This window comes from Pseudomonas sp. 4CAES_32.4 (genome assembly GCF_058136335.1).
This window is the reverse complement of the sequence record NZ_CM176882.1, coordinates 1,220,287-1,242,689: the sequence shown is the minus strand read 5'-3', so window position 1 is coordinate 1,242,689 and position 22,403 is coordinate 1,220,287. Positions and strand designations below refer to the sequence as shown.

General features: G+C 59.8%; 21 protein-coding genes. 5 read left to right on the top strand and 16 right to left on the bottom strand.

The annotated features are described in order from the left end of the window. Window positions 1–441: 441 nt before the first annotated feature. Together AC3Y64_RS05435 and AC3Y64_RS05430 are read right to left on the bottom strand one after the other, a co-directional pair. Complete coding sequence (locus AC3Y64_RS05435; RefSeq protein ID WP_489986702.1) at window positions 442–3,510, bottom strand: efflux RND transporter permease subunit; 3,069 nt, start codon at window positions 3,508–3,510, stop codon at window positions 442–444. Window positions 3,511–3,516: 6 nt separating this feature from the next. Further along, the gene (locus AC3Y64_RS05430) at window positions 3,517–4,617 is read right to left on the bottom strand and encodes an efflux RND transporter periplasmic adaptor subunit (RefSeq protein WP_489986701.1); all 1,101 of its coding nucleotides are present in this window, start codon (window positions 4,615–4,617) and stop codon (window positions 3,517–3,519) included. A gap of 94 nt (window positions 4,618–4,711) precedes the next feature. Between AC3Y64_RS05430 and AC3Y64_RS05425 the strand changes: the two genes are divergently transcribed. Continuing rightward, the gene (locus tag AC3Y64_RS05425; protein ID WP_489986700.1) at window positions 4,712–5,347 is read left to right on the top strand and encodes a TetR/AcrR family transcriptional regulator; all 636 of its coding nucleotides are present in this window, start codon (window positions 4,712–4,714) and stop codon (window positions 5,345–5,347) included. A 169-nt stretch (window positions 5,348–5,516) separates the two neighbouring features. Here the strand turns inward: AC3Y64_RS05425 and AC3Y64_RS05420 are convergent, their stop codons facing one another. Continuing rightward, window positions 5,517–6,299 (bottom strand): class I SAM-dependent methyltransferase, encoded by a 783-nt coding sequence (locus AC3Y64_RS05420; protein WP_489986699.1) that lies wholly within the window; start codon window positions 6,297–6,299, stop codon window positions 5,517–5,519. 92 nt (window positions 6,300–6,391) lie between these two features. On the opposite strand from AC3Y64_RS05420, the gene AC3Y64_RS05415 reads away from it, so the two are divergent. Further along, window positions 6,392–7,012, top strand: coding sequence for an energy transducer TonB (locus AC3Y64_RS05415; protein WP_489986698.1), 621 nt, complete (start codon window positions 6,392–6,394; stop codon window positions 7,010–7,012). A 4-nt stretch (window positions 7,013–7,016) separates the two neighbouring features. Here the strand turns inward: AC3Y64_RS05415 and AC3Y64_RS05410 are convergent, their stop codons facing one another. The 7 genes from AC3Y64_RS05410 to ppc all read right to left on the bottom strand — a co-directional run bounded on the left by AC3Y64_RS05410 (window position 7,017) and on the right by ppc (window position 14,319). Next, the gene (locus AC3Y64_RS05410; protein ID WP_489986697.1) at window positions 7,017–7,709 is read right to left on the bottom strand and encodes an extensin-like domain-containing protein; all 693 of its coding nucleotides are present in this window, start codon (window positions 7,707–7,709) and stop codon (window positions 7,017–7,019) included. A gap of 2 nt (window positions 7,710–7,711) precedes the next feature. Beyond that, complete coding sequence (locus tag AC3Y64_RS05405; RefSeq protein WP_489986696.1) at window positions 7,712–8,548, bottom strand: isocitrate lyase/PEP mutase family protein; 837 nt, start codon at window positions 8,546–8,548, stop codon at window positions 7,712–7,714. Window positions 8,549–8,578: 30 nt separating this feature from the next. Continuing rightward, window positions 8,579–9,439: a DUF72 domain-containing protein gene (locus AC3Y64_RS05400; protein WP_489986695.1), complete on the bottom strand. Its 861-nt coding sequence runs from the start codon at window positions 9,437–9,439 to the stop codon at window positions 8,579–8,581. After that, window positions 9,439–9,747 carry a hypothetical protein gene (locus AC3Y64_RS05395; protein WP_489986694.1) on the bottom strand — a complete coding sequence of 103 codons (309 nt, stop codon included), beginning with the start codon at window positions 9,745–9,747 and terminating at the stop codon, window positions 9,439–9,441. The genes AC3Y64_RS05400 and AC3Y64_RS05395 overlap by 1 nt, the downstream gene beginning before the upstream one ends. A gap of 222 nt (window positions 9,748–9,969) precedes the next feature. Next, window positions 9,970–10,644, bottom strand: a complete 675-nt coding sequence (gene tsaB, locus AC3Y64_RS05390; RefSeq protein ID WP_489986693.1) for a tRNA (adenosine(37)-N6)-threonylcarbamoyltransferase complex dimerization subunit type 1 TsaB — start codon at window positions 10,642–10,644, stop codon at window positions 9,970–9,972. A 93-nt stretch (window positions 10,645–10,737) separates the two neighbouring features. Then, a complete protein-coding gene (gene adk / locus AC3Y64_RS05385; RefSeq protein ID WP_095050379.1) occupies window positions 10,738–11,388 on the bottom strand; it encodes an adenylate kinase in 651 nt (216 codons plus the stop codon). A 300-nt stretch (window positions 11,389–11,688) separates the two neighbouring features. Beyond that, complete coding sequence (gene ppc / locus AC3Y64_RS05380; protein ID WP_489986692.1) at window positions 11,689–14,319, bottom strand: phosphoenolpyruvate carboxylase; 2,631 nt, start codon at window positions 14,317–14,319, stop codon at window positions 11,689–11,691. Between the two features lie 213 nt (window positions 14,320–14,532). Between ppc and AC3Y64_RS05375 the strand changes: the two genes are divergently transcribed. From AC3Y64_RS05375 to lptF, 3 genes are all read left to right on the top strand, one after another. After that, window positions 14,533–14,877 (top strand): hypothetical protein, encoded by a 345-nt coding sequence (locus tag AC3Y64_RS05375; protein ID WP_016983304.1) that lies wholly within the window; start codon window positions 14,533–14,535, stop codon window positions 14,875–14,877. 368 nt (window positions 14,878–15,245) lie between these two features. Further along, window positions 15,246–15,650 carry a DUF4398 domain-containing protein gene (locus tag AC3Y64_RS05370; RefSeq protein ID WP_034154861.1) on the top strand — a complete coding sequence of 135 codons (405 nt, stop codon included), beginning with the start codon at window positions 15,246–15,248 and terminating at the stop codon, window positions 15,648–15,650. Window positions 15,651–15,704: 54 nt separating this feature from the next. Then, window positions 15,705–16,493 carry a lipotoxin F family OmpA-related lipoprotein LptF gene (gene lptF / locus AC3Y64_RS05365; RefSeq protein WP_489986691.1) on the top strand — a complete coding sequence of 263 codons (789 nt, stop codon included), beginning with the start codon at window positions 15,705–15,707 and terminating at the stop codon, window positions 16,491–16,493. A gap of 138 nt (window positions 16,494–16,631) precedes the next feature. Here the strand turns inward: lptF and AC3Y64_RS05360 are convergent, their stop codons facing one another. From AC3Y64_RS05360 to lysS, 6 genes are all read right to left on the bottom strand, one after another. Continuing rightward, window positions 16,632–16,961 carry a PA3694 family proteiin gene (locus AC3Y64_RS05360; protein WP_489986690.1) on the bottom strand — a complete coding sequence of 110 codons (330 nt, stop codon included), beginning with the start codon at window positions 16,959–16,961 and terminating at the stop codon, window positions 16,632–16,634. Then, window positions 16,958–17,863 carry an alpha/beta hydrolase gene (locus AC3Y64_RS05355; protein WP_489986689.1) on the bottom strand — a complete coding sequence of 302 codons (906 nt, stop codon included), beginning with the start codon at window positions 17,861–17,863 and terminating at the stop codon, window positions 16,958–16,960. Before AC3Y64_RS05355 ends, AC3Y64_RS05360 begins: the two co-directional genes overlap by 4 nt. A gap of 164 nt (window positions 17,864–18,027) precedes the next feature. Further along, complete coding sequence (locus AC3Y64_RS05350; protein ID WP_489987926.1) at window positions 18,028–19,278, bottom strand: flavohemoglobin expression-modulating QEGLA motif protein; 1,251 nt, start codon at window positions 19,276–19,278, stop codon at window positions 18,028–18,030. 60 nt (window positions 19,279–19,338) lie between these two features. Beyond that, window positions 19,339–19,893, bottom strand: coding sequence for a hypothetical protein (locus AC3Y64_RS05345; RefSeq protein WP_489986688.1), 555 nt, complete (start codon window positions 19,891–19,893; stop codon window positions 19,339–19,341). A 150-nt stretch (window positions 19,894–20,043) separates the two neighbouring features. Continuing rightward, entirely contained in the window at window positions 20,044–20,757 is a 714-nt protein-coding gene (locus AC3Y64_RS05340) for a TetR/AcrR family transcriptional regulator (protein ID WP_034154855.1), read from the bottom strand. 105 nt (window positions 20,758–20,862) lie between these two features. Continuing rightward, entirely contained in the window at window positions 20,863–22,365 is a 1,503-nt protein-coding gene (gene lysS, locus AC3Y64_RS05335; protein ID WP_158953767.1) for a lysine--tRNA ligase, read from the bottom strand. Window positions 22,366–22,403 lie beyond the last annotated feature (38 nt).

Genomic DNA, 22,403 nt, shown 5'->3' with positions numbered 1-22,403 from the left:
CATCGCCCGCAGGGCTATCTCCCACAATTTTGATTTGCGAATACCCCATGCGGCAACGCCGCCCCACTCAACACAATGAGCGCAAGCTCGAGTAAAGCTCTTGATCTTGATCTTGATCTGAGAGCCCGTCGGCAGGCTGAGTGGAGGGATTGATCCGGGGGTAGGCGCGCAGCGCCGTTCGACGAAGTCGAACACATCGAAAGGAGGTGCAGCGAAGCAAACCGGAAGCGATGCCCCCGGATCGATCCCGGAGCGAAGGAACCCCGAGCCTCAGCGAGGGGCCGAACGTCAGGGCAAAGCCTTTTGGGTAACCTTTTCGGCGTTTGGAAAAGGTGACTCGTTGTAAGAGCGAAACCGCCAGCGGCAGCACCCGCAGAAACGGATATACACCCAAAACCCCAAGAACATGGTCGGCCCGAAGGCCGCCACGTCACAAAAGAATCAAGCTTCCTTACGCACCCGGAACCAAGCCGCATACAACGCCGGCAAAAACAACAGCGTCAGCGCCGTCGCCACAATCAACCCGCCCATGATCGCCACCGCCATCGGCCCGAAAAACACACTGCGCGACAACGGAATCATCGCCAACACCGCCGCCAGCGCCGTCAACACAATCGGCCTGAAGCGTCGAACCGTAGCCTCGATAATCGCCTGCCAGGGCTTAAGTCCGGACTTGATGTCCTGCTCGATCTGATCCACCAGAATCACCGAGTTGCGCATGATCATTCCAGACAACGCAATCGTCCCCAGCATCGCCACAAACCCGAACGGCTGGCGGAACACCATCAAGAACAACGTCACCCCGATCAAGCCCAGCGGCGCCGTGAGAAACACCATCGCCGTGCGCGAAAAACTGCGCAGTTGCACCATCAACAAGGTCAGCACCACGACGATGAACATCGGCACACCGGCATTCACCGACTTCTGCCCACGCTCGGAATCCTCCACCGTGCCGCCGACATCCAGCAGATAACCATCGGGCAATTCGGCGCGGATCGGGTCCAGCGTCGGCATGATCTGCTTCACCAGCGTCGCCGGCTGCTCCTTGCCATAAATATCGGCGCGCACGGTCACGTTCGGCAGCCGATTGCGATGCCAGATAATCCCTTCCTCAAAGCCGTATTCCAGCGTGGCGATCTGCGACAACGCCACACTGCGACCGTTGTCCGTCGGCACCGCCAGGCTCGGCAACAACGACAGCTCGGTGCGCTCATGCACCGTGCCGCGCAGCAGAATCTCGATCAACTCGTTATCTTCGCGATACTGACTGACGCTCGAACCGGTCAACGAACTCTGCAGGAATTTCGCCAGGTTGGCGGTGCTTACACCCAGCGCCCGGGCGCGATCCTGATCGATGTTCAGGTACACGACCTTGCTCGGTTCTTCCCAATCCAGATGCACATTGACCACGTGCGGATTCTCGCGAACCTTGGCCGCGACTTTGCGCGCCAGCGCACGAACCTCTTCAATGTGTTCACCGGTGACGCGGAACTGCACCGGATAACCTACCGGCGGGCCGTTTTCCAAACGCGTCACCCGCGAGCGCATGGTTGGGAATTGCTCGTTCAGCGTGTCGATCAGCCAGGTGCGCAGCGCCTCGCGCTCCTCGATGGTCTTCGCCAACACCACAAACTGCGCGAAGCTGGCCGCCGGCAATTGCTGATCCAGCGGCAGGTAGAAACGCGGCGATCCGGTGCCGACATAAGCGACGTAATTATCGATGCCGGCGTGATCCTTGAGCATCGCCTCCAGCCGTTTGACTTCGCCAGTGGTATTAGCCAGTGACGCGCCTTCCGCCAGCTTCAGATCGACCATCAATTCCAGGCGATTGGACGCCGGAAAAAACTGCTGCGGAACGAAACGAAACAACATCACCGAAGCGATAAACAGCCCCACCGTCAGCACGATCACGGTCTTGCGATGCATCACACACCACTCGACCAGACGCCGAACCCGCTGATAGAACGGTGTGCCATACGGATCCGGCTGACCACCGCCAGTGCCGTGTTTAGCCGCATGAATTTTCGCCAGATCCGGCAGGAGTTTTTCCCCCAGATACGGCACGAACATCACCGCCGCGACCCAAGACGCGAGCAACGCGATGGTCACCACCTGGAAGATCGAGCGGGTGTATTCGCCCGTGCCGGACTGCGCGGTGGCAATCGGCAAAAACCCGGCGGCAGTGATCAGCGTACCGGTGAGCATCGGGAACGCAGTGCTGGTCCAGGCGTAACTCGCCGCGCGGATGCGGTCGAAGCCCTGCTCCATTTTGATCGCCATCATCTCCACGGCGATGATCGCGTCGTCCACCAACAAGCCCAAGGCGAGTACCAACGCGCCAAGGGAAATCTTGTGCAGACCGATGTTCAGGTAATACATGCAGGCGAAGGTCATCGCCAGCACCAACGGAATGGTCAGCGCCACCACCATGCCGGTACGCACGCCGAGGGAGAAGAAGCTCACCAGCAAGACGATCGCCAGCGCTTCGACCAACACCTGGACGAACTCGCCCACGCCCGTTTTCACCGCCGCCGGCTGGTCGGAAACCTTGCGCAACTGCATGCCGGCGGGAAGGTTTTTCTGGATGCGCGAGAACTCGACTTCCAGCGCTTTACCGAGCACCAGAATGTCGCCGCCGTCCTTCATCGCCACGGCCAGACCGATGGCGTCTTCGCCCATGAAGCGCATGCGCGGCGCCGGTGGATCGTTGAAACCGCGACGCACATCGGCGACATCGGCGATACGGAACGTACGATCGCCGACCCGGATCGGAAAGTTTCTGATCTCATCGACTGTCTGAAAATTCCCCGAGACCCGTAGCTGCAATCGCTCGCTGCCAGTTTCGAAGAACCCGGCGGTCGACACCGCGTTCTGTTCTTGCAGCGCTTGTTGCACCGCCGCCAGCGGCAAGCCGAGGGTCGCCAGTTTGACGTTGGACAGCTCGACCCAGATCTTCTCGTCCTGCAACCCGAGCAGGTCGACCTTGCCGACATCCTTGACCCGTTGCAGCTGGATCTGGATGCGATCGGCGTAGTCCTTGAGCACTGCGTAATCGAAACCGTCACCGGTCAGCGCATAGATATTGCCGAACGTGGTGCCGAATTCATCGTTGAAAAACGGCCCCTGAATATCCGGCGGCAACGTGTGGCGGATGTCGGCGACCTTCTTGCGCACCTGATACCAGAGGTCGGGGATTTCCTTGGAATGCATCGAGTCGCGGGCGATAAACGTGACCTGTGATTCACCGGGACGCGAGAACGAGACGATGCGTTCGTACTCACCGGTTTCCATCAATTTCTTTTCAATGCGTTCGGTGACCTGGCGCGAGACTTCTTGCGCCGTCGCCCCCGGCCAGCGGGTTTGAATCACCATCGCCTTGAAGGTGAACGGTGGGTCTTCACTCTGGCCGAGTTTGGTGTAGGACAACGCGCCAACGATGGCCAGCAAAAGCATCAGGAACAGTACGATCTGGCGATTACGCAGCGCCCATTCGGAAAGGTTGAAGCGCATCGGGACTTACTCCTTGTCCGCCAGATTGACCACACGGTTGGAGCGATCCACCGGACGCACCTGCTGACCTTCCAAAAGCACATGCACGCCAGCGGCGACCACCCAGTCGCTGGCGTTCAGCCCTTCGAGCACCGGTACTGTTTTTTCGCCGAACGGGCCGATGCGCACCGGGGTTTTCTTCAAAGTGTTGTTGCCGTTGACGACCCAGACGTAGGTCGCGCCGTTTTCCGCCGTGAGTGCCGAGAGCGGCACCGACAGCGACACGCTATCGGCCGATTGCACGAACACACGGGCGCTTTGGCCCAGCTCGGCCGGGACTTTGCCGCTGGTGAAGGAAATCCGTGCGGCGAAGGTGCGCGAGCGTGGATCGGCGGCGGGCGACAGTTCGCGGATCTGCCCGGCGAAGCGCTGGTTTTGCTGGGTCCACAATTCGACAGTCACCGGCTGACCGACCTTGAAGCGACCGAAACTCTGCTCCGGCAAACTGATCAGCACCTCGCGTTCGCCATCGGTGGCGAGGGTAAACACGGTTTGCCCGGCCGCAACCACTTGGCCGACTTCCACCGAACGCTTGGCGACCACGCCATCCTGCGGTGCACGCAACACCGCGTAACTGGCCTGATTGGTCGAAACGTTGAATTCAGCTTTGATTTGTTTAAGGCGGGCTTCACCGGAGCGGTAAAGGTTTTCGGCGTTGTCGTAAGCCGAGCGGCTGACCATCTGCCGATCCATCAGGGTCTTGTAGCGATCACGCTCGGCACGCACCAGGTTCAGATTGGCTTCGGCGGCGGCGACCTGGGCGCGGGTGGCTTCCAGTTGCAGGCGCACATCCTGCGGATCGAGTTCAGCGAGCGGCTGATCGGCCTTCACGCGCTGACCTTCATCGACCAGTCGTCGGCTGACTTTGCCGCCAATACGGAAGGCCAGATCGGGTTCATAACGAGCGCGCACCTCGCCCGGATAACTTTCCAGCGCCTGCGCCGAAGGCTCTGGCTGCACCACCATGGCCGGTCGCACGGTGACTTGCGTCGCCTCTTCCTGACCACACGCTGACAGAAGGAACGCCAGACTCACTGGCAACGCGAGGGACAACGCATGGCGGAACATGGTGACGGACCTTTCGCTAATGGTGCTTGGAATAATTATACTGGCGGGTATGGTATTAATAGCAAACTCACCAGTCCAGTATTAAAAGCGAAGAATGTCGAACAATCTTTCAGCTCCAAACGGCCCGGGCCGCCCCAAGGATCTGGCCAAGCGCCAAGCGATCCTCGACGCGGCGAAAACTCTGTTTCTGAGTCATGGCTATGCCAACACCAGCATGGACGCGGTCGCCAGCGAGGCCGGCGTGTCGAAGCTGACGGTCTACAGCCATTTCAACGACAAGGAGACGCTGTTCTCCGCCGCCGTGGTGGCCAAATGCGAGGAGCAATTGCCGCCGCTGTTCTTCGAATTGCCCGAAGGCATTGCCGTGGAAAATGTGTTGCTGAACATTGCCCGAGGCTTTCATCACCTGATCAACAGCGATGAGTCGGTGAATCTGCACCGTTTGATCATGGCGCTGGGGGTTCAGGATCCGAAACTGTCGCTGATCTTCTTCGAGGCCGGGCCGCAGCGCATGGTGCAGGGCATGGAGCGGTTACTGACGCAGATTCATGACAGCGGCGTGCTGAGCATCGACCTGCCGCGCAATGCAGCCGAGCATTTCTTTTGCCTGATCAAGGGTGCGGGGAATTTTCGCTTGTTGTATGGCTGCGGGGAGCCATTGAGTGAAGAGGCTTCGGAGAGCCATATTGAGGAAGTGGTGGGATTGTTTATGCGCGCCTATCGGCCCTGATTTCTGCGGTGCTTTGACTGGCCCCATCGCTAGCAGGGCTAGCTCCCACAGGGATTTTGTGTGCGCCACAAATCCAGTGTAGGAGCAAGACAAGCTCCCTTTGATATTGTGTGCGCGCCACAGATCCAGTGTGGGAGCTAGCCCTGCTAGCGATTGAGGCGACTCGGTTTTAAGCCTTGAGCGCTTTCTTCGGGTAGATGTCATACCGGCTCGATTTGCCATCCAGCGCATGACTCGGCTTCGGCCCTTCGATGCACGGTGCCTTGCGCGGTCGCTTGACCACCACCCGATGCGTCGCCAACGCCAGCGCCGCCTGCAACAGCGCCGGTGCATCCGGGTCATCGCCCACCAGCGGTCGGAACAGGCGCATTTCCTTCTTCACCAGCGCGGTCTTCTCACGGTGCGGAAACATCGGGTCGAGATAGATCACCTGCGGCGGCTCACCCTCCCAATTCTGCATGACCTCAATGGAATTGCCCTTGAGCAGCTTCATTCGCGCCACGATCGGCGCCACTTCAAAATCTTCCGCACCACGCGCCAGCCCATCCTCCAACAGCGCGCCGATCAGCGGCTGGCGCTCGATCAGGCTCATCTCGCAACCCAGACTGGCCAGCACAAACGCATCCTTGCCCAGCCCCGCCGTGGCATCCAGCACCCGCGGGCGCACGCCTTGGGCGACGCCGACAGCCTTGGCGATCATCTGGCCGCTGCCGCCCCCGTACAAACGCCGATGCGCTGCGCCACCCTCGACGAAGTCCACGCGCACCGGCCCCGGTGCGTCCGGGCCGAGCTGTTGCAGCTGCAAACCCTGCTCGCCAACCTGCAAGGCGAACTCGCCGTCCGCCACTTCACGCGGCAGACCGAGACGCTCGGCCCACTGCTGCGCTGGCGCTTCAAACGTCGCGCCGAGGGCTTCGACATGGATGCGGCAGGCCGCGGGTTGCTCAATCATGGAAAACACGCTCAAAAATTCAAGGAGCGGCAAAAACCGCCGATAACTCATTCAACGCGCATTTTGCCAGAGCTGAGCGTCAACCGAAAAAAATGTCAGGCATTCTTCCCACATCGATTGGCTACATTTCGCCCCATGGCGACTTCAGCCGTCAAAACACTCAAGCACTGAGCGGCGTCAGTCACCTGTGGCAGGATTTCTTTGCCCAGGCGATGGCCGAACAGACGAGTGAAGTGGTGCCGGCGTGTGGCACATTTCCACCGGTTGACCTGAACAGCCCGGAAGAACCGACCGTCGGCAGCGAGTTGCACGCGCACATTGTCAGCCAGCGCGAATGCGATGTGGTCGAGACCCAAGTGCGTCCGCCAGAGCCGTTGTTCCTGCCGATCGCCGAGTTCGAAATGGAGCTGCTGGACAAGCCGTTCCCACCGTTCCCGGCAGAAGAACTCAAGGCCCAGCAAGAACAACAGGATTTCGACAGCAGTTGGGTTCGCCCGGTGGTGATCAACAACGGCCAGCCAATCCCGGAACCTGGCCCTGCGCCACAGAAAAAACCGCTGTACCTGCCGATTGCCGAATTCGATCTCGATCTGCTGCAGAAGCCTTACCCGCCGTTCCCGCCGGAAGAGATCGTCGAGCAGCAGAAGGCGCTGGACTTCGATAACGGCTGGGCACGTCCAATCGTTCTGCAAAACCTGCGCATCGCCGCCTGATCCCTTAGCGACACACGCTCCAGCGCCCGACATCGACATGAAAGTGATTGCGATGGGCGGCGTTGTAATCCGGGCTCAACACCACACTGAACGCCTCGCAGGCACCATCGCGCACCTGACGCAGAAACTGCGCATCCCGATTTTGCCTGGACCAGTCTTTGAGCACGCTGATGCTTCTCCCGTCAGCCAGGCGAAAACCGGCGATGTCCAGCGCATCGGCGCTGGCATGACGACTGAGCGCCCCGCTCTCGCGGTTGTAGACATTGCGGCAAGCGAAGCTGCCAACGTGATCGAGACGCGCGACCTTCTGCCCGTAAACAGATTGCGCGGCGGGTTGCAGGGTGTGGTGTTCGAACATCGCGTAGGCCACCGCCAACGGACAACTGGCGAGGAAACTGCTGCTCAGCGCCACCTCACCGCGCTGCACGCGCAAGGCGCCGATCAGTGGGCACTTGGCGTCGGGGCTGTCGGATTGTCGCGTGACGCGCAGTTCAGAGCTGCTTAGCGCCTGCGCACAGAGTTCGGGATCGCTGCGCAAACGCATCAGCTTGTAGCCGGTCAGCCAGTTGGGTGCGGCTTCGACGTCCAGTGGCGCCCACGGATTCCATTGCGACGGCACATCCAGCCAGCCGCGCCAGACACCAACCGCCGCGCCGCCAATCATCAGCAGCACCAGCCAGAATATCCATCGCCCCATGTTCAGCCTTTGAAGAACTGATTGGCCTTGGCGTACGGCATCGACTGCGAGGTGAAGCCGAACGTGCCGGATTGCTGGATCTCTTCAGCGGCGCGGAAGAATTCACCGAACGCCGCCAGCGCCAGTGCCGAACCGGTGCTGATGCGGCGCACACCCATTTCTGCCAGCTCCTGCACGGTCAGCTTCAAGCCACCGGACATCAACACATTCACCGGTTTCGGCGCCACCGCACGTACCACCGCCAGCACCTCTTCGGCGTTGCGCAAGCCCGGCGCGTACAACACGTCGGCGCCAGCCTCGGCGAAAGCCTGCAAACGGCGGATGGTGTCGTCGATATCGGGATTGCCGTGCAGATAATTTTCCGCACGGGCCGTCAGGATGAAGGGGAATGGCAACGTGCGCACGGCGGCGACGGCGGCTTCGATGCGCGCCACGGCATGTTCGAAGCAATAGATCGGCGCATCCGGACGGCCCGTGGCGTCTTCGATTGAGCCACCGACTGCGCCCGCCTCGGCTGCACGAATCAGGCTTTGAGCGGATTCGAGCGGGTCATCGGCAAAACCGTTTTCCAGATCCACCGCCACCGGCAAATCGGTCGCGGCGACAATCGCCCGAACATTGGCCAAGGTCTCATCCAGACTCAACGCGCCATCGGCCTTGCCCTGGGAAAATGCATAACCGGCGCTGGTCGTCGCCAAGGCCTGATAGCCGAGACTGGCGAGCATCTTCGCCGAACCTGCATCCCACGGATTGGGAATGACGAAAATCTCCGGACGCTCATGCAGCGCTTTGAAGGCGTGGGCTTTGCGGACTTGTTCTTGAAGGGCTTGGGCGTCCATCGGCAGGCTCCTGGGCAGGAAAAATCCGCCTCAGAGCAGGCCAAGTTGCTCGGCGGCGGGCTCTCTGTATAACTCAGGCAACGGCGGCAGGCCAGGCAAACGTTGCATCAATTGTGCGTGAAAACGTTGCGCCAGTTTCGCCGCCAACAGGTTGTCGGCGGTGTGCAGGAAGATGTAAGGCGTGCGCCCTTCTTCGATCCATTCGGCGATTTTCGCCACCCATGGCACGAGGAACGTGTCATTGGCCTCAAGCTCAGGATGGCCGATGAAGCGCACCTGGGGGAATTGCGTGAACGCCGCCGGACGCGTCGGCACGCGGGGCTTTTTCGATTGCGCGTGGATCACCGAAGACTCGGTCGACAGGCAACTGAACAACGCACGCGGATCGAGGCAGATGCGCTCGACGCCACGATCCAGCAGCAGCCGATTGAGCAGGCGTTCGCTCTCGCCTTTGGCAAAGAACTGTTCATGTCGCACTTCCACCGCGAGCGGGCAATCCAGCGCATCGATGAACGCTGCCAGCTCCGGCAAGCGCTGCGGCGTGAAGCTTTTCGACAGCTGCAACCACAGCGGCGAAACACGTTGGCCGAGGGGCTTGAGTAATTGCAGGAAGGTTTCGGCGGCGGTCAATTGATCGCGCAGATCACCGCTGTGGCTGATGTCGCCGGGGAATTTGGCGGTGAAGCGAAAGTGTTCGGGCATGACCTCGGCCCAACGCTGCACGGTGGCCGGCGACGGGCTGGCGTAGAAGGTCGTGTTGCCTTCAACGGCGTTGAATACTTGAGCGTAGAGACTGAGGAAGTCAGAGGTTTTTGCGTCTACCGGGTAGAGATACTCGCGCCAGGCGTTTTCGCTCCAGGACGGGCAACCGAGGTAGTAAGGCAGATCCATCAGATGTACAGATCGAGGCCCAGCACGTCTGCATCCCAATCGACAAAACCGGCGGTGCTCAGGTAGCTGGCGAGGGCCATCGCTACGCTTTTGCTCATGGCGCGGTGGTAGATCATGTCTTGTTGGCGGGCGGGCAGATTGCTCAGGCGTTGCGCCGAGGCTTTGGCAGCGCGGGCGGCCAGTTGCTCTTCAGTCGGAAATTCCAGCTCGCCGTCGATATCATCGACAGATTCATCCACAGTCACGGGGCCTCTGCGAGGCTTGCGCTTGATGGGATAGGACTGAGAGGAGAGGCCGTCTATACGCATAATTTCATGCTCGGTATCGATGATGGCAATTTAGCGGCACTTGACCGACTTAGCAAACCGCCGAGTGATAACTAGAACACATAAAGCGCAAAAGGTTTAAAGCGAGGGGTTAGAAACTGACGATTGGTGTTTTGAAAATCAAAAGATCGCAGCCTTCGGCAGCTCCTACGGGGATCAAATTCCAACTGTAGGAGCTGCCGAAGGCTGCGATCTTTTAAAGGCTCAACGAGCCTTGGGGGTGGCAACTTTATCGCGCAGATAAACCGGTTGTGCATCGTCCGCCGGGATCGATTCGCCGCGCTCCCAGGCGAAGCGCGCCAGGGTCAGCAGGTCTTCGGCGTGGGGCAGCATGCCGGCGTCGGAGCCCTTCAGATTGACGGCGATGCGCTCGGCATAACCCCAACCGGTGCCGGCACCGAACCAGTCGCCGCTGGCATCGGCCGGCAACGCCGCGACTTCTGGTGGCAACACCGCTTCAGCGCCGACCAGACGCATCTCCCCCGCCGTCTCGCGATAGCAGCCCCAATACACTTCATCCATCCGCGCATCGATGGCCGCTGCGACCTGGCTCACACCCTGCTCACGCAACGCACGCTGCGCCAGCACGGCGAGGTTGGACACTGGCAACACCGGACGATCGAGCGCAAACGCCAAACCCTGCACCACACCAATCGCAATCCGCACACCAGTGAACGCGCCAGGCCCGCGACCAAAAGCAATCGCATCGACCGCTTGCAACGTGGTGCCAGCGTCCGCCAGCAACTGCTGAATCATCGGCAGCAGCTTCTGCGCATGCAGGCGCGGGATCACCTCGTAATGGCTCGTGACCTTGCCGTCATGCAGCAAGGCAACGGAGCAAGCTTCAGTCGCGGTGTCCAGGGCCAGCAAGGTGCTCATCGATGTTTCCAAAACAGGGGTGGGAAAAAGTGCGTCAGTATAAACAACTACGGCCCGCAAGCGGGCCGTGGATGATGCAGCCGATCAGACTTTTCAGCTCAACGCAGCCAGCACCTTGGCGGTGATCGCATCAACCGAACCGACGCCCGGAATATGGCTGTACTTCGGCTTGCCAGCGTTTTTGGCGGACAGGCTCTGGTAGAACTCCACCAGCGGCTTGGTCTGCGAATGGTAGACCGACAGGCGATGACGCACGGTTTCTTCAGTGTCGTCCTTGCGCTGTACCAGTTCTTCGCCAGTGATGTCGTCTTTGCCGGCGATTTTCGGCGGGTTGTAGACAATGTGGTAAACGCGGCCGCTGGCTTCGTGAACACGACGGCCGGCGATGCGTTGAACGATTTCTTCGTCTTCAACAGCGATTTCAACCACTGCATCCAGCTCGACGCCGGCAGAAACCAGTGCTTCAGCCTGCGGAATGGTGCGCGGGAAGCCGTCGAACAGGAAGCCGTTGGCGCAGTCTGGCTGAGCGATACGATCCTGTACCAGTGCGATGATCAGGTCATCCGACACCAGGCCGCCGGCATCCATGATGCTCTTGGCTTGAACGCCCAGCGGAGTACCGGCCTTGACCGCTGCACGCAGCATGTCGCCAGTGGAAATTTGTGGAATGCCGAATTTTTCGGTGATGAACTTTGCCTGAGTACCTTTACCGGCCCCGGGAGCTCCCAGCAGAATGACGCGCATTAGATGTGCTCCTCAATTTTTTTATAAAAAGCTTTTACAAAACAAAGGATTCGCCTCTTGGGACGAATCCTGAAAATACGGGTCGTGGCCGCAGAAACGGCCAAAGGCTGATCAAGATACACAGCAGGCTGCGCCCACACAAGACGCCAAAAGTCGGAGAAACCGCAGCCTCTCGCGACCTTGTGACGCGGTAACCCAAGTCGCAACCCCATCATTAACTGTCGCCTGCCGGCACTTTCGCCCGTCAGGCCAAGCGGCAACCGGTGCATCCAGCCGGTGCCGCGCGCCACGCCAAAAACCTCAGCCGGTATTGCGCAAACCGGCGGCAATCCCCGCCACAGACACCAGCAACGCCTGTTCCACCGGGCTGCCCTGCTCGACATCCTGTTGCCGTGAACGGGCCAATAACTCGGCCTGCAATAGATGTAGCGGGTCGAGGTAGGTGTTGCGCAAACGGATGAATTCGAGGGTGTCCGGACTATGTGCCAGCAGCTGCGACTGACCAGTCAGGCCGAGCACCACCGCGCACGCCTGCGACAATAGGTCGCGTAACTGCGCGCCCAACGGCAGCAGATCCGCCTCGACCAGACGCTCGTCGTAGGACTGCGCGATATCCGCGTCAGCCTTGGCCAGGACCATTTCGAGCATGTCGATGCGCGTACGGAAAAACGGCCACTGCTCGCGCATCTGCCCGAGCAATTCGCCTTCGCCGCGCTCCAGCGCTTTGCACAGCGCCGATTCCCAACCCAGCCATGCCGGCAGCATCAAGCGCGTTTGCGTCCAGCCGAAAATCCACGGGATCGCCCGCAGACTTTCGATACCGCCCGCACGACGTTTGGCCGGACGACTGCCGAGCGGCAAACGGCCCAGTTCCTGCTCCGGCGTGGACTGGCGGAAATACTCAACGAACTGCGGATTTTCCCGCACCACCTGGCGGTAAGCACTGACACCGTCAGCCGCCAATTCATCCATCAAGTGGCGCCACTCCGGTGTCGGTGGCGGAGGCGGCAGCAAGGTCGCTTCAAGCACCGCCGCCAGATACAGATTGAGGTTTTGCTCGGCGATGTCCGGCAGGCCGAATTTGAATCGAATCATTTCCCCCTGCTCGGTGGTGCGGAATCGCCCCGCCACCGAACCCGGCGGCTGCGACAGAATCGCCGCGTGAGCCGGGCCACCGCCACGGCCCACAGTGCCACCGCGACCGTGGAACAGCAGCAATTCGACTTGTTGTTCACGGCAGATTTCCACCAGGCGTTCCTGCGCACGATATTGCGCCCAGGCCGCAGCGGTGGTGCCGGCGTCCTTGGCCGAGTCGGAGTAACCGATCATCACTTCCTGCGGGCCTTGCAGCCGCGCGCGATAACCCGGCAACAGCAACAGCCGTTCCATCACCGGCCCGGCGTTGTCGAGGTCGGCGAGGGTTTCGAACAGCGGCACCACACGCATCGGCCGCAGCACGCCGGACTCTTTAAGCAGCAGTTGCACGGCGAGTACATCGGAAGCAGCGCCGGCCATGGAGATCACGTAGGAACCGAGCGAAGCACCCGGCGCAGCAGCGATTTCCTTGCAGGTGTTGAGCACTTCGGCGGTTTCGGCCGATGGTTTGAAGTGCGCTGGCAGGAGTGGGCGGCGATTGCTCAGTTCTTGCGTGAGGAAACGAATGCGCTGCTCTTCGTCCCAGTCTTCGTAACGACCGAGCCCGAGGTAATCGGTGATTTCGGTCATCGCCGAGCTGTGGCGCGACGAGTCCTGGCGAACATCGAGGCGCACGAGGAACAGACCGAAGGTCACTGCACGACGCAGGCAATCGAGCAGCGGTCCGTCGGCGATCACGCCCATGCCGCACTCGTGCAGCGAATTGAAGCACAGCTCCAGCGGATCAAGCAGATCGCGGTTGTTACTCAGCACATCAGCCGGGGCCGGGGTTGGCGCGGTCAGTGCAGCGTGCGCCCAATTGCGCGTGGCACGCAGGCGTTCGCGCAATTGCTTGAGCACCGCCCGGTACGGTTCGGCGCTGTCGCCGGCCTTGGCCTTGAGCGCATCGCTGGCCTGCTGCATCGACAGTTCGGCGGCGAGGTGATCGACATCGCGCAGGTACAGATCGGCAGCCATCCAGCGCGCCAGCAGCAACACTTCGCGGGTCACTGCGGCGGTGACGTTAGGGTTGCCGTCACGGTCGCCGCCCATCCACGAAGCGAAGCGAATCGGTGCCGCCTCCAGTGGCAAACGCAGGCCGGTCGCTTCAAACAAGGCCTTGTCGGCCTTGCGCATATGGTTGGGAATCGCCTGCCACAGCGAGTGCTCGATCACCGCGAAACCCCACTTCGCTTCATCAACCGGCGTCGGTCGCGTGCGGCGGATTTCTTCGGTGTGCCAGGCTTCGGCGATCAGCCGTTGCAGGGTGTTCTGGATCTGTTCGCGTTCGGCTGTGGTCAGGTCGCGATGGTCTTGCGCGGCGAGTTGCCCGGCGATGGCGTCGTACTTCTGGATCAGCGTGCGCCGCGCCACTTCGGTCGGATGCGCGGTCAACACCAGTTCAATTTCCAGCCGCGCCAATTGCCGCGCCAGCGACTCGGCGCTGTGGCCTTCGTTGCGCAAACGCGCGAGCAATTCCGGCAACACGCGGGATTCGAACGGCGCTGGCTGCGACTCTTCGCGCCGATGAATCAACTGATACTGCTCGGCGATGTTAGCCAGATTGAGAAACTGGTTGAACGCCCGCGCCACCGGGAGCAGTTCGTCCTCGCTCAATTGATTGAGGCTGGCGCTCAGCTCAGCGTCCATCGAGCCGCGGCGGTCGGCCTTGGCGCCCTTGCGAATCTGCTCGATCTTGTCGAGGAAGGCCTCGCCGTACTGGTCTCGAATGGTGTTGCCCAACAGCTCTCCGAGCAGGTGAACGTCTTCGCGCAAGCGTGCATCAATATCGGTCATCAGCAATTCCCCAGCAGTAATCCGGACGGCTTAGAAACGAGTGCATGACCTAGAGAGTGCCGCTCTGCGACGCTTCTTACAAGCAGCCGACGAAGGGACTTTAAACCTTGCGGGCGAAAGCTAGTCTCAACAGTAAGCCGTACAACGGCTTGCCGCCGGCGCTGCCGGACACTCACCCAGGCCTGCCATGAGCAGGCGCGAAATGAGGTCATCATGAAAATTCGTGAACTCGCCCAGCATTGGGAAGAAAACGCCAAGGGTCGCCTGACCGATACCGGCTACACGATTCATCTGGACGTTGAAGCCGCTGCACGACTGGCAGCTATTGCCGAGATGTACCCCAAACGGCATGCCGAAGAACTGCTCGGCGAACTGATCGGCGCAGCGCTTGAAGAGTTTGAAGCGAGCCTGCCGTATGTGAAGGGTTCGACAGTGGTGGCGACCGATGAGGAAGGTGATCCGCTGTATGAAGATGTAGGGCCTACGCCGCGTTTTCTGGCGTTGTCGCGACGGCATTTGCATGACCTCTCGGCGGTTGAAGGCAAGCAAAAGCACTGATCCGACATTGCGTTAAACCTGTGGGAGCTGGCTTGCCAGCGATAGCGTTAGTTCAGTCACTGACGTGTTGAATCTGATGCCCCCATCGCTGGCAAGCCAGCTCCCACAGGGACTCTATTTTGCCTTCAAAACTGCGTCTCTCCCCCCCCGCGCGTACCGCTCCATCCCGCCAAAGTTCCCGCTTTAGAGCCTTGTCCACTCAGTCAGAAATTATTTTGGCGATGAGCCATCTTTTCTGAACTTTTGAAAAATCGCTCCGGTCGGAAGCTGTAACCACGCCTGGAACGAGCGTTTCAAATAACGCACTTGGATACGACATTTTCGGCTCCTCGACCAGGATGGATTCAGATGTTTTCAGGAGATGCCTAATGGAGTTGAAGACCATGAAAAACCAAACCTCGTTTACCCACCTGCGCGGTCTGAAACTGGCTGCTCTGGCGATCGGCACCAGCTTCGTACTGGCCGGTTGCGCTGGTAACCCACCGACCGAGCAATACGCCGTTACCCAGTCTGCGGTAAACAGCGCGGTCAGCGCCGGCGGTACAGAGTTTGCTGCCGTTGAAATGAAGCAAGCGCAAGACAAACTCAAACAAGCCGAAATCGCCATGCACGACAAGAAGTATGACGAAGCTCGCACCCTGTCCGAGCAAGCCGAGTGGGACGCTCGCGTAGCCGAACGCAAGGCTCAGGCAGCGAAAGCCGAACAAGCCGTGAAGGATTCCCAGAAAGGTGTTCAGGAACTGCGTCAGGAAAGTCAGCGCACCGTGCAGTAAGCGCGCATCCCGACCGCAATGCTGAAACTTTATCGATAGAAAGGACGAAAAATTATGCGTAAGCAACTGATGATCCCAGCTCTTCTGGCCGCAAGTGTCGCTCTGGCTGCCTGCTCTACCCCGCCTAACCCGAATCTGGAACAGGCGCGTACCAACTACGCCGGCCTGCAATCCAATCCGCAGGCGAGCAAAGTTGCGGCGCTGGAAACCAAAGACGCAAGCGATTACCTGGACAAGGCCGACAAGGCTTATCTGGACAAGCAAGACGCGGCCAAGGTTGACCAACTGGCCTACCTGACCAACCAGCGTGTGGAAGTGGCCAAGCAGACCATCGCCCTGCGCACCGCTGAAGCCAACCTGAAGAACGCGTCGGCACAACGCGCCCAGGCACGTCTGGATGCCCGCGATCAGCAGATCAAACAGCTGCAGGACAGCCTCAACGCCAAGCAGACCGATCGCGGTACGCTGGTGACTTTCGGTGACGTGCTGTTCGCCACTGACCGCGCTGACCTGAAGTCCAGCGGTCTGGTCAACATCAACAAACTGGCGCAATTCCTCCAGGAAAACCCGGATCGCAAAGTGATCGTCGAGGGTTACACCGACAGCACCGGTACTGCCAGCCACAACCAGTCGCTGTCTGAGCGTCGCGCCAACTCCGTGCGCACCGCACTGGTGAAAATGGGCGTTGATCCAGCGCGCATCGTCACTCAGGGCTACGGCAAGGAATACCCGGTTGCCGAGAACGGCAGCGCTTCCGGCCGTGCCATGAACCGTCGTGTGGAAGTGACCATTTCCAACGACAACCAGCCAGTGATGCCACGTTCGGCTGTCAGCTCGAACTAAGCCGCTCGCGGTAACGCAAAAGCCCCGCCTGACTGAGTCAGGCGGGGCTTTTTTAGATCAAAAGATCGCAGCCTTCGGCAGCTCCTACATGGGAATGCGTTCCCTGTAGGAGCTGCCGAAGGCTGCGATCTTATGCTTTTAAGGCTGGAGTTTTTGCGGGGTCTCTTCGCCCATGCAGCGCACGGCTTTTTTCTGCGCATTGATCAGTACGCCGGTCAGGCCTTTCTGCTCGGTATCGAACAACACCAGCACGCCATCAATGCACTGCGCCACTTGCGGCGCCGGGTCGAGCGAGACTTTGTAGTCTTCGCCGGGCACGGTCTTGAGCATGGTGAATTCGTTGAGCAGCAACGCATCTTCGGGTTTGGCGAAGTGCAGGTAACCGTAGTACCACAGCGCCCCGACGGTGCCGAGGATGCTGCAGATACCCGTGATGATCAGCGGGATGGCGTTACGTTCTTCACTCATTGCGGACTCTCATCTTCAGAATTCGGGGGTGTCGGGTAATTGGGGATTTCGCCGAGGCGGCGCAGGCCGTTGAAATGCTCGGGATCGTCCAGATAGCGCAGCATGACCTGGCGCCACACCGGATCGCCGAAGGTCTGCACATGCCCGCCACGGGTCAGTTGCAGCACACGCGGGGGCGGCGCAGCCTGATACAGACGGATGCCGTTGGAAAGCGGTACCAGCGGATCGTCGATGCTGTGAAAGATCAGCTTCGGCACACCGTTGAGTTGCGGCATCGAGTTGATCGCGCTGTCGCCATCCGGCACCAGCCACGACAGCGGCACCTGGAATGGCCAGGTCAGCCACGAGGTGCTGAGCGCGTATTGGCCGACGCTGCGATAGCTGGCAGGCACGCCGTCGAGCACCAGTGCCTTGAGCTGTTTCTGTCGCTCGGGATGCTGCACAAGCCAGTGCACGGCCATCGAACCGCCGAGGCTCTGACCGAGCAACACCAGCGGTTTGCCTTTGACTTCCGGCGCCTTGTCGAGCCAGGCGAACGCGGCGTCGATGTCCTGATAGATCGCCGGCAAACTTGGCTCGCCCTCGGACAGGCCATAGCCGCGATAGTCCACCAACAGCACTTGATAGCCGTTCTTCGGCAACCACCAACTGCCACCGAGGTGCATCGGCAGATTGCCGCCGTTGCCGTGCAGGTGCAGCACGGTGCCTTTGACTTCGACGCCGGGTTTGGCCGGCAGCCACCAGGCGCTGAGCTTGAGGCCATCAGCCGTAACCAGCGTCACGGTGCGGTATTCGAGCTTGGCTTTTTCCGGGGTGAAGATCTGCCCTGGCTCGGGGTAGAACAGCAGCGAACTGCAACCGCCGAGGGTCAGGAGCAGGCAGAAGAGGCCGAGGATTCTCATCCGGTGAAACCTCGCAAAAGTTCAGGTTGGAACACAATGATTGTGGCAATAAAAAACCTTGTGGGAGCTGGCTTGCCAGCGATGGCGGCGGGTCAGCCAACATTAATATTGACTGACAGATTGCAATCGCTGGCAAGCCAGCTCCCACAGGAATTGTGTGTGGTCTAGAGAATGTTGGAGTAATCCGCTTCGATCCGGTCCAGGCTCAAGTGATTGAGGAAGTTGGAGAAGCACATCCACGCCGACAACGCGTTCAAATCACGGAACTGGTCCGGCAGGTATTTCGGCGGCACCACCAGCCCTTCATCCACCAATTGGCGCAACGTACGCATATCTTCCAGCGTGGTCTTGCCGCAGAACAACAACGGAATCTGCTCAAGCTTGCCCTTACGCACGGCCAACTGAATGTAGTTGTAAACCATGATAAAGCCCTTGAGGTAGGACAAGTCTTTGGTGAATGGCAGACCGTTCGGTGTCGATCCACGGAAAACGCGACTGGCGTTGCCGTAGCTTTCCGCCATTTCGAAGCCCTGCTCGCGGAAGAACTCGAAGATCTGCAGGAAATCAGCGCCCTCCTCGACCATGTGAATCGCGCGGGTGCGGTTGGTCAGCTTGCGCAGACGGCTCGGATAGGAAGCGAAGGTGATGATTTCCATCAGGATCGCCAGGCCTTCCTGGGTCACCGTCGACGACGGCGGGCCTTTGGACAGGAAGGTGCAGATCGGCTGGTTCAATCCGTTGAGCGTGGTGCCGACGTGCACCAGGCCTTCGTGGACTTCCAGCGCGCGCACGTCGCGATCGTTGAACATCGCGTCGGTGCGGATCTTGATGTAGTCCGCGCCCGCCGCCGCGTCAGCGACGATGCCGTCGGACTCGAACACGCGAATGGTTTCTTCAGCTTCACCAAACACCTTGTTCAGACGGGTCTGCAGCAGATGCACCGCGTCTTTGGCGGTGAGGAGTTTTGGCTCATCCTTCAGATCGCCACGGCCATCGATATTGTTCAAATAGTCGGACATCATCAGGCCAAGGTCGGCCAGCGTCGGGTCACCGGCGTGGAAGGCATCGGACGCGGCGCCGTAGAGCTCCTGCGAGATCAGGCCGAAATCCTCGGTGCCGCGCGCTTCAAGCATGCGCACCACCATGCGGTATTCCTTGCACATGCGCCGCATGATCTGCCCGACCGGGTTGAACTGGCCGAGCTGGCGGGTGATGTCACGCTCGATGTTCTGGAATTCCAGTTTGACCTTGCTCGAATCGAAACTCAGTGGCCGATTGAGGTAGTAGTCACGATCCACCGCCGGCATTTCCTTGCCTTTGGCCTTGAGGAAGCCCTTGCGAATGCTCTCGTCCCACTTGACCGCGTCGAGTACGCGGATCGGCGTCTGCGCCAGCACAATGCGGTCGGACAACATGCGTATCGTCTGCTGGTAATCGTCCACCCGAAACTCCTGTAGAACACCTGACGTGTGAAATTATTTGGCACTGGCCCGACGCTGGTAGCGCACGGCTTCGACGAAGACATCGGAATTGGCTGGATCGTCGAGGTAAGCAAAGACCTTGTCGAGACTGCTGTCGACTTGCACACCGTCGCCATCGTCGGTCTGGAAGGCCTGACCGTCGAGGTCTTTCTGTTTGATCGCTTGATTGATCTGTTCGAGATCGAGGTTGTAGATCACCAGTTCGCCTTTGTCGGTGAGTTCGAAACCGGCGATGGTGTAATGGCCGCCGTACTGCGCCGGGACTTTCGCCGACAGATACCAGCGGCTGCCGTGACGCGCCACGGTGAACGGATGGGCCTCGCGTTCATGGGGTTTGGCCTTGAAGTAGGTGACTGCCTGATAGCGATCATTGCCCAGTCGCGTCAGCTCAAGGTTCATGGAGTCGCCCCAGGCATTGGTGCTCGACCATTTGCCGAGCAGGCCCTTGGGCGCCGGATCACTGGCGGCCAGCGGTTCCTTGAAGGTCACCAGACAGCCACTGAGCAGCAGGAACGACAAGGCGATCAGCACGCCACGCCAGGCTTTCATTCAAGACTCCCTATGAATCTGAAACACCTTCCACTGTAGGAGCTGCCGAAGGCTGCGATCTTTTGATCTTGATCTCTAAAAGCAAGATCAAAAGATCGCAGCCTTCCGCAGCTCCTACATTGGGATCGGCGTCACGCGGCAACGATTGCGTTACACCGATGCGAGCACCAGGTGCATGTAGCGCGTCAGAATGCCGAGCATGTCCTCTTCGGCCAAAGGCTCGGCGTCGTTGAGCAGGCCCTGATATTCCATCCGACCGATAATCGCCGTCAACACCTTGGCATCCTGTTGCGGTTCGCGCGAGCCCAATACCTGGAACAACTGGCAGGTGCCCTGCAGCAGAATCTGCTGGTGCGAGCGCACCAGAATCGCCAGACGCGGGTTGAGCAGCGCTTCCTGGCGGAACGCCTGCTCGGCCATCAAATGCTCGCGACGGTTAACCAATTGCCGATGCACGTAGTCGGCCATCAACCGCGCAATGTCGTCGGCCAATTGCGAGCGCGACTCCGGGCTACCGTCGCCGCTGACCACCATTTCGCGCAACAAGCCTTCATTGTTGACCCACAACTTGGCCATGTACGCCGCGCTGCGCTCGACGTATTGAGCGAAGGTATCGGTCAGCAGATCATCGATGTCCTTGAAGTAATACGTGGTCGCCGACAGCGGCACACCAGCCTCGGCAGCCACTGCGCGGTGACGCACGGCGCGCACGCCATCACGCACGACAATCCTCATCGCTGCGTCGAGAATGTCCTGGCGACGCTGCTCACTGCCCTGTCGGCTGGCCTTGCGGCCCTGGTACTGAACGCTTTCAGCGACCGCAGTGGCGATACCCGCTGCACCTTCTTGAGCTATTGCACCCATCACGACAGAACTTCCTCTGCTATTGCGAAATTAACCAATTGATACATTTGTACCAGACAGGCAATAAAAAGCCGCCTGTTTTAGGCGGCTTTTTAACTGAAACGTTTACGCTTGCGGTCGCATGTGCGGGAACAGGATCACATCGCGGATCGACGGCGAGTTGGTCAGCAACATCACCAGACGGTCGATGCCGATGCCTTCACCGGCCGTTGGCGGCATGCCGTACTCCAGCGCGCGAACGAAGTCGGCGTCGTAGTGCATCGCTTCGTCGTCGCCGGCGTCCTTGTCGGCCACCTGCGCCATGAAGCGCTCGGCCTGGTCTTCCGCGTCGTTCAACTCGGAGTAGGCGTTGGCGATTTCACGGCCACCGATGAACAGCTCGAAACGGTCAGTGACGTTCGGGTTGTCGTCGTTGCGACGGGCCAGCGGCGACACTTCGAACGGGTACTGAGTGATGAAGTGCGGCTGTTCCAGCTTGTGCTCGACCAGTTCTTCGAAAATCATCACCTGCAGCTTGCCCAGACCTTCGAAACCCAGCACCTTGGCACCGGCCTTCTTGGCGATGGCGCGGGCCTTGTCGATGTCGTTCAGATCATCGGCAGTCAGCTCAGGGTTGTACTTGAGGATCGAGTCGAACACCGACAGGCGTACGAACGGCTCGCCGAAGTGGAACACCTTGTCGCCGTACGGCACGTCGGTGCTGCCCAGAACCAGCTGCGCCAGTTCACGGAACAATTCTTCGGTCAGATCCATGTTGTCTTCGTAATCGGCGTACGCCTGGTAGAACTCCAACATGGTGAATTCAGGGTTGTGACGCGTCGAAACGCCTTCGTTACGGAAGTTGCGGTTGATTTCGAAGACTTTCTCGAAACCACCAACCACCAGACGCTTGAGGTACAGCTCAGGCGCGATACGCAGGAACATTTCCATGTCCAGCGCGTTGTGGTGGGTTTCGAACGGCTTGGCCGCAGCGCCGCCCGGAATGGTCTGCAGCATCGGCGTTTCAACTTCGAGGAAGTCGCGCTTCATAAGGAAGCTGCGGATGTGCGCGATCACTTGCGAACGTACGCGGAAGGTCTGACGCACTTCTTCGTTGACGATCAGGTCAACGTAACGCTGACGGTAGCGCTGCTCGGTGTCGGTCAGGCCGTGGTGCTTGTCCGGCAACGGGCGCAGCGATTTGGTCAGCAGACGTACGCTGGTCATTTCAACGTACAGGTCGCCCTTGCCGGAACGCGCCAGGGTGCCTTCGGCGGCAATGATGTCGCCCATGTCCCAGGTTTTCACCGCGGCCAGGGTTTCTTCGGACAGGGTCTTGCGGTTGACGTAGACCTGGATGCGACCGGTCATGTCCTGAATCACCATGAACGAGCCACGGTTGAGCATGATGCGACCGGCAACCTTGACCGGGATTGCAGCCTCTGCCAGCTCTTCCTTGGTCTTGTCCGCGTACTGTTTCTGCAGGGCATCGCAGTAATTGTCGCGGCGGAAGTCGTTCGGGAAGGCGTTGCCCTTGGCGCGCTCGGCAGCAAGCTTTTCCTTGCGCAGGGCGATCAGGGAGTTTTCTTCCTGTTGCAGTGCTTGCGGGTCGAGTTGTTGGTCGCTCATGTCTTTAGATATTCCATCAGGTTCGTTGCCCCCGGACC

Excerpts from the sequence above, each read along its gene's own strand:
- AC3Y64_RS05435 (WP_489986702.1), bottom strand. The coding sequence starts at position 3,510 with ATGCGCTTCAACCTTTCCGAATGGGCGCTGCGTAATCGCCAGATCGTA.
- AC3Y64_RS05430 (WP_489986701.1), bottom strand. The coding sequence starts at position 4,617 with ATGTTCCGCCATGCGTTGTCCCTCGCGTTGCCAGTGAGTCTGGCGTTC.
- AC3Y64_RS05425 (WP_489986700.1), top strand. The coding sequence starts at position 4,712 with ATGTCGAACAATCTTTCAGCTCCAAACGGCCCGGGCCGCCCCAAGGAT.
- AC3Y64_RS05420 (WP_489986699.1), bottom strand. The coding sequence starts at position 6,299 with ATGATTGAGCAACCCGCGGCCTGCCGCATCCATGTCGAAGCCCTCGGC.
- AC3Y64_RS05415 (WP_489986698.1), top strand. The coding sequence starts at position 6,392 with ATGTCAGGCATTCTTCCCACATCGATTGGCTACATTTCGCCCCATGGC.
- AC3Y64_RS05410 (WP_489986697.1), bottom strand. The coding sequence starts at position 7,709 with ATGGGGCGATGGATATTCTGGCTGGTGCTGCTGATGATTGGCGGCGCG.
- AC3Y64_RS05405 (WP_489986696.1), bottom strand. The coding sequence starts at position 8,548 with ATGGACGCCCAAGCCCTTCAAGAACAAGTCCGCAAAGCCCACGCCTTC.
- AC3Y64_RS05400 (WP_489986695.1), bottom strand. The coding sequence starts at position 9,439 with ATGGATCTGCCTTACTACCTCGGTTGCCCGTCCTGGAGCGAAAACGCC.
- AC3Y64_RS05395 (WP_489986694.1), bottom strand. The coding sequence starts at position 9,747 with ATGCGTATAGACGGCCTCTCCTCTCAGTCCTATCCCATCAAGCGCAAG.
- tsaB (WP_489986693.1), bottom strand. The coding sequence starts at position 10,644 with ATGAGCACCTTGCTGGCCCTGGACACCGCGACTGAAGCTTGCTCCGTT.
- adk (WP_095050379.1), bottom strand. The coding sequence starts at position 11,388 with ATGCGCGTCATTCTGCTGGGAGCTCCCGGGGCCGGTAAAGGTACTCAG.
- ppc (WP_489986692.1), bottom strand. The coding sequence starts at position 14,319 with ATGACCGATATTGATGCACGCTTGCGCGAAGACGTTCACCTGCTCGGA.
- AC3Y64_RS05375 (WP_016983304.1), top strand. The coding sequence starts at position 14,533 with ATGAAAATTCGTGAACTCGCCCAGCATTGGGAAGAAAACGCCAAGGGT.
- AC3Y64_RS05370 (WP_034154861.1), top strand. The coding sequence starts at position 15,246 with ATGGAGTTGAAGACCATGAAAAACCAAACCTCGTTTACCCACCTGCGC.
- lptF (WP_489986691.1), top strand. The coding sequence starts at position 15,705 with ATGCGTAAGCAACTGATGATCCCAGCTCTTCTGGCCGCAAGTGTCGCT.
- AC3Y64_RS05360 (WP_489986690.1), bottom strand. The coding sequence starts at position 16,961 with ATGAGTGAAGAACGTAACGCCATCCCGCTGATCATCACGGGTATCTGC.
- AC3Y64_RS05355 (WP_489986689.1), bottom strand. The coding sequence starts at position 17,863 with ATGAGAATCCTCGGCCTCTTCTGCCTGCTCCTGACCCTCGGCGGTTGC.
- AC3Y64_RS05350 (WP_489987926.1), bottom strand. The coding sequence starts at position 19,278 with ATGTTGTCCGACCGCATTGTGCTGGCGCAGACGCCGATCCGCGTACTC.
- AC3Y64_RS05345 (WP_489986688.1), bottom strand. The coding sequence starts at position 19,893 with ATGAAAGCCTGGCGTGGCGTGCTGATCGCCTTGTCGTTCCTGCTGCTC.
- AC3Y64_RS05340 (WP_034154855.1), bottom strand. The coding sequence starts at position 20,757 with ATGGGTGCAATAGCTCAAGAAGGTGCAGCGGGTATCGCCACTGCGGTC.
- lysS (WP_158953767.1), bottom strand. The coding sequence starts at position 22,365 with ATGAGCGACCAACAACTCGACCCGCAAGCACTGCAACAGGAAGAAAAC.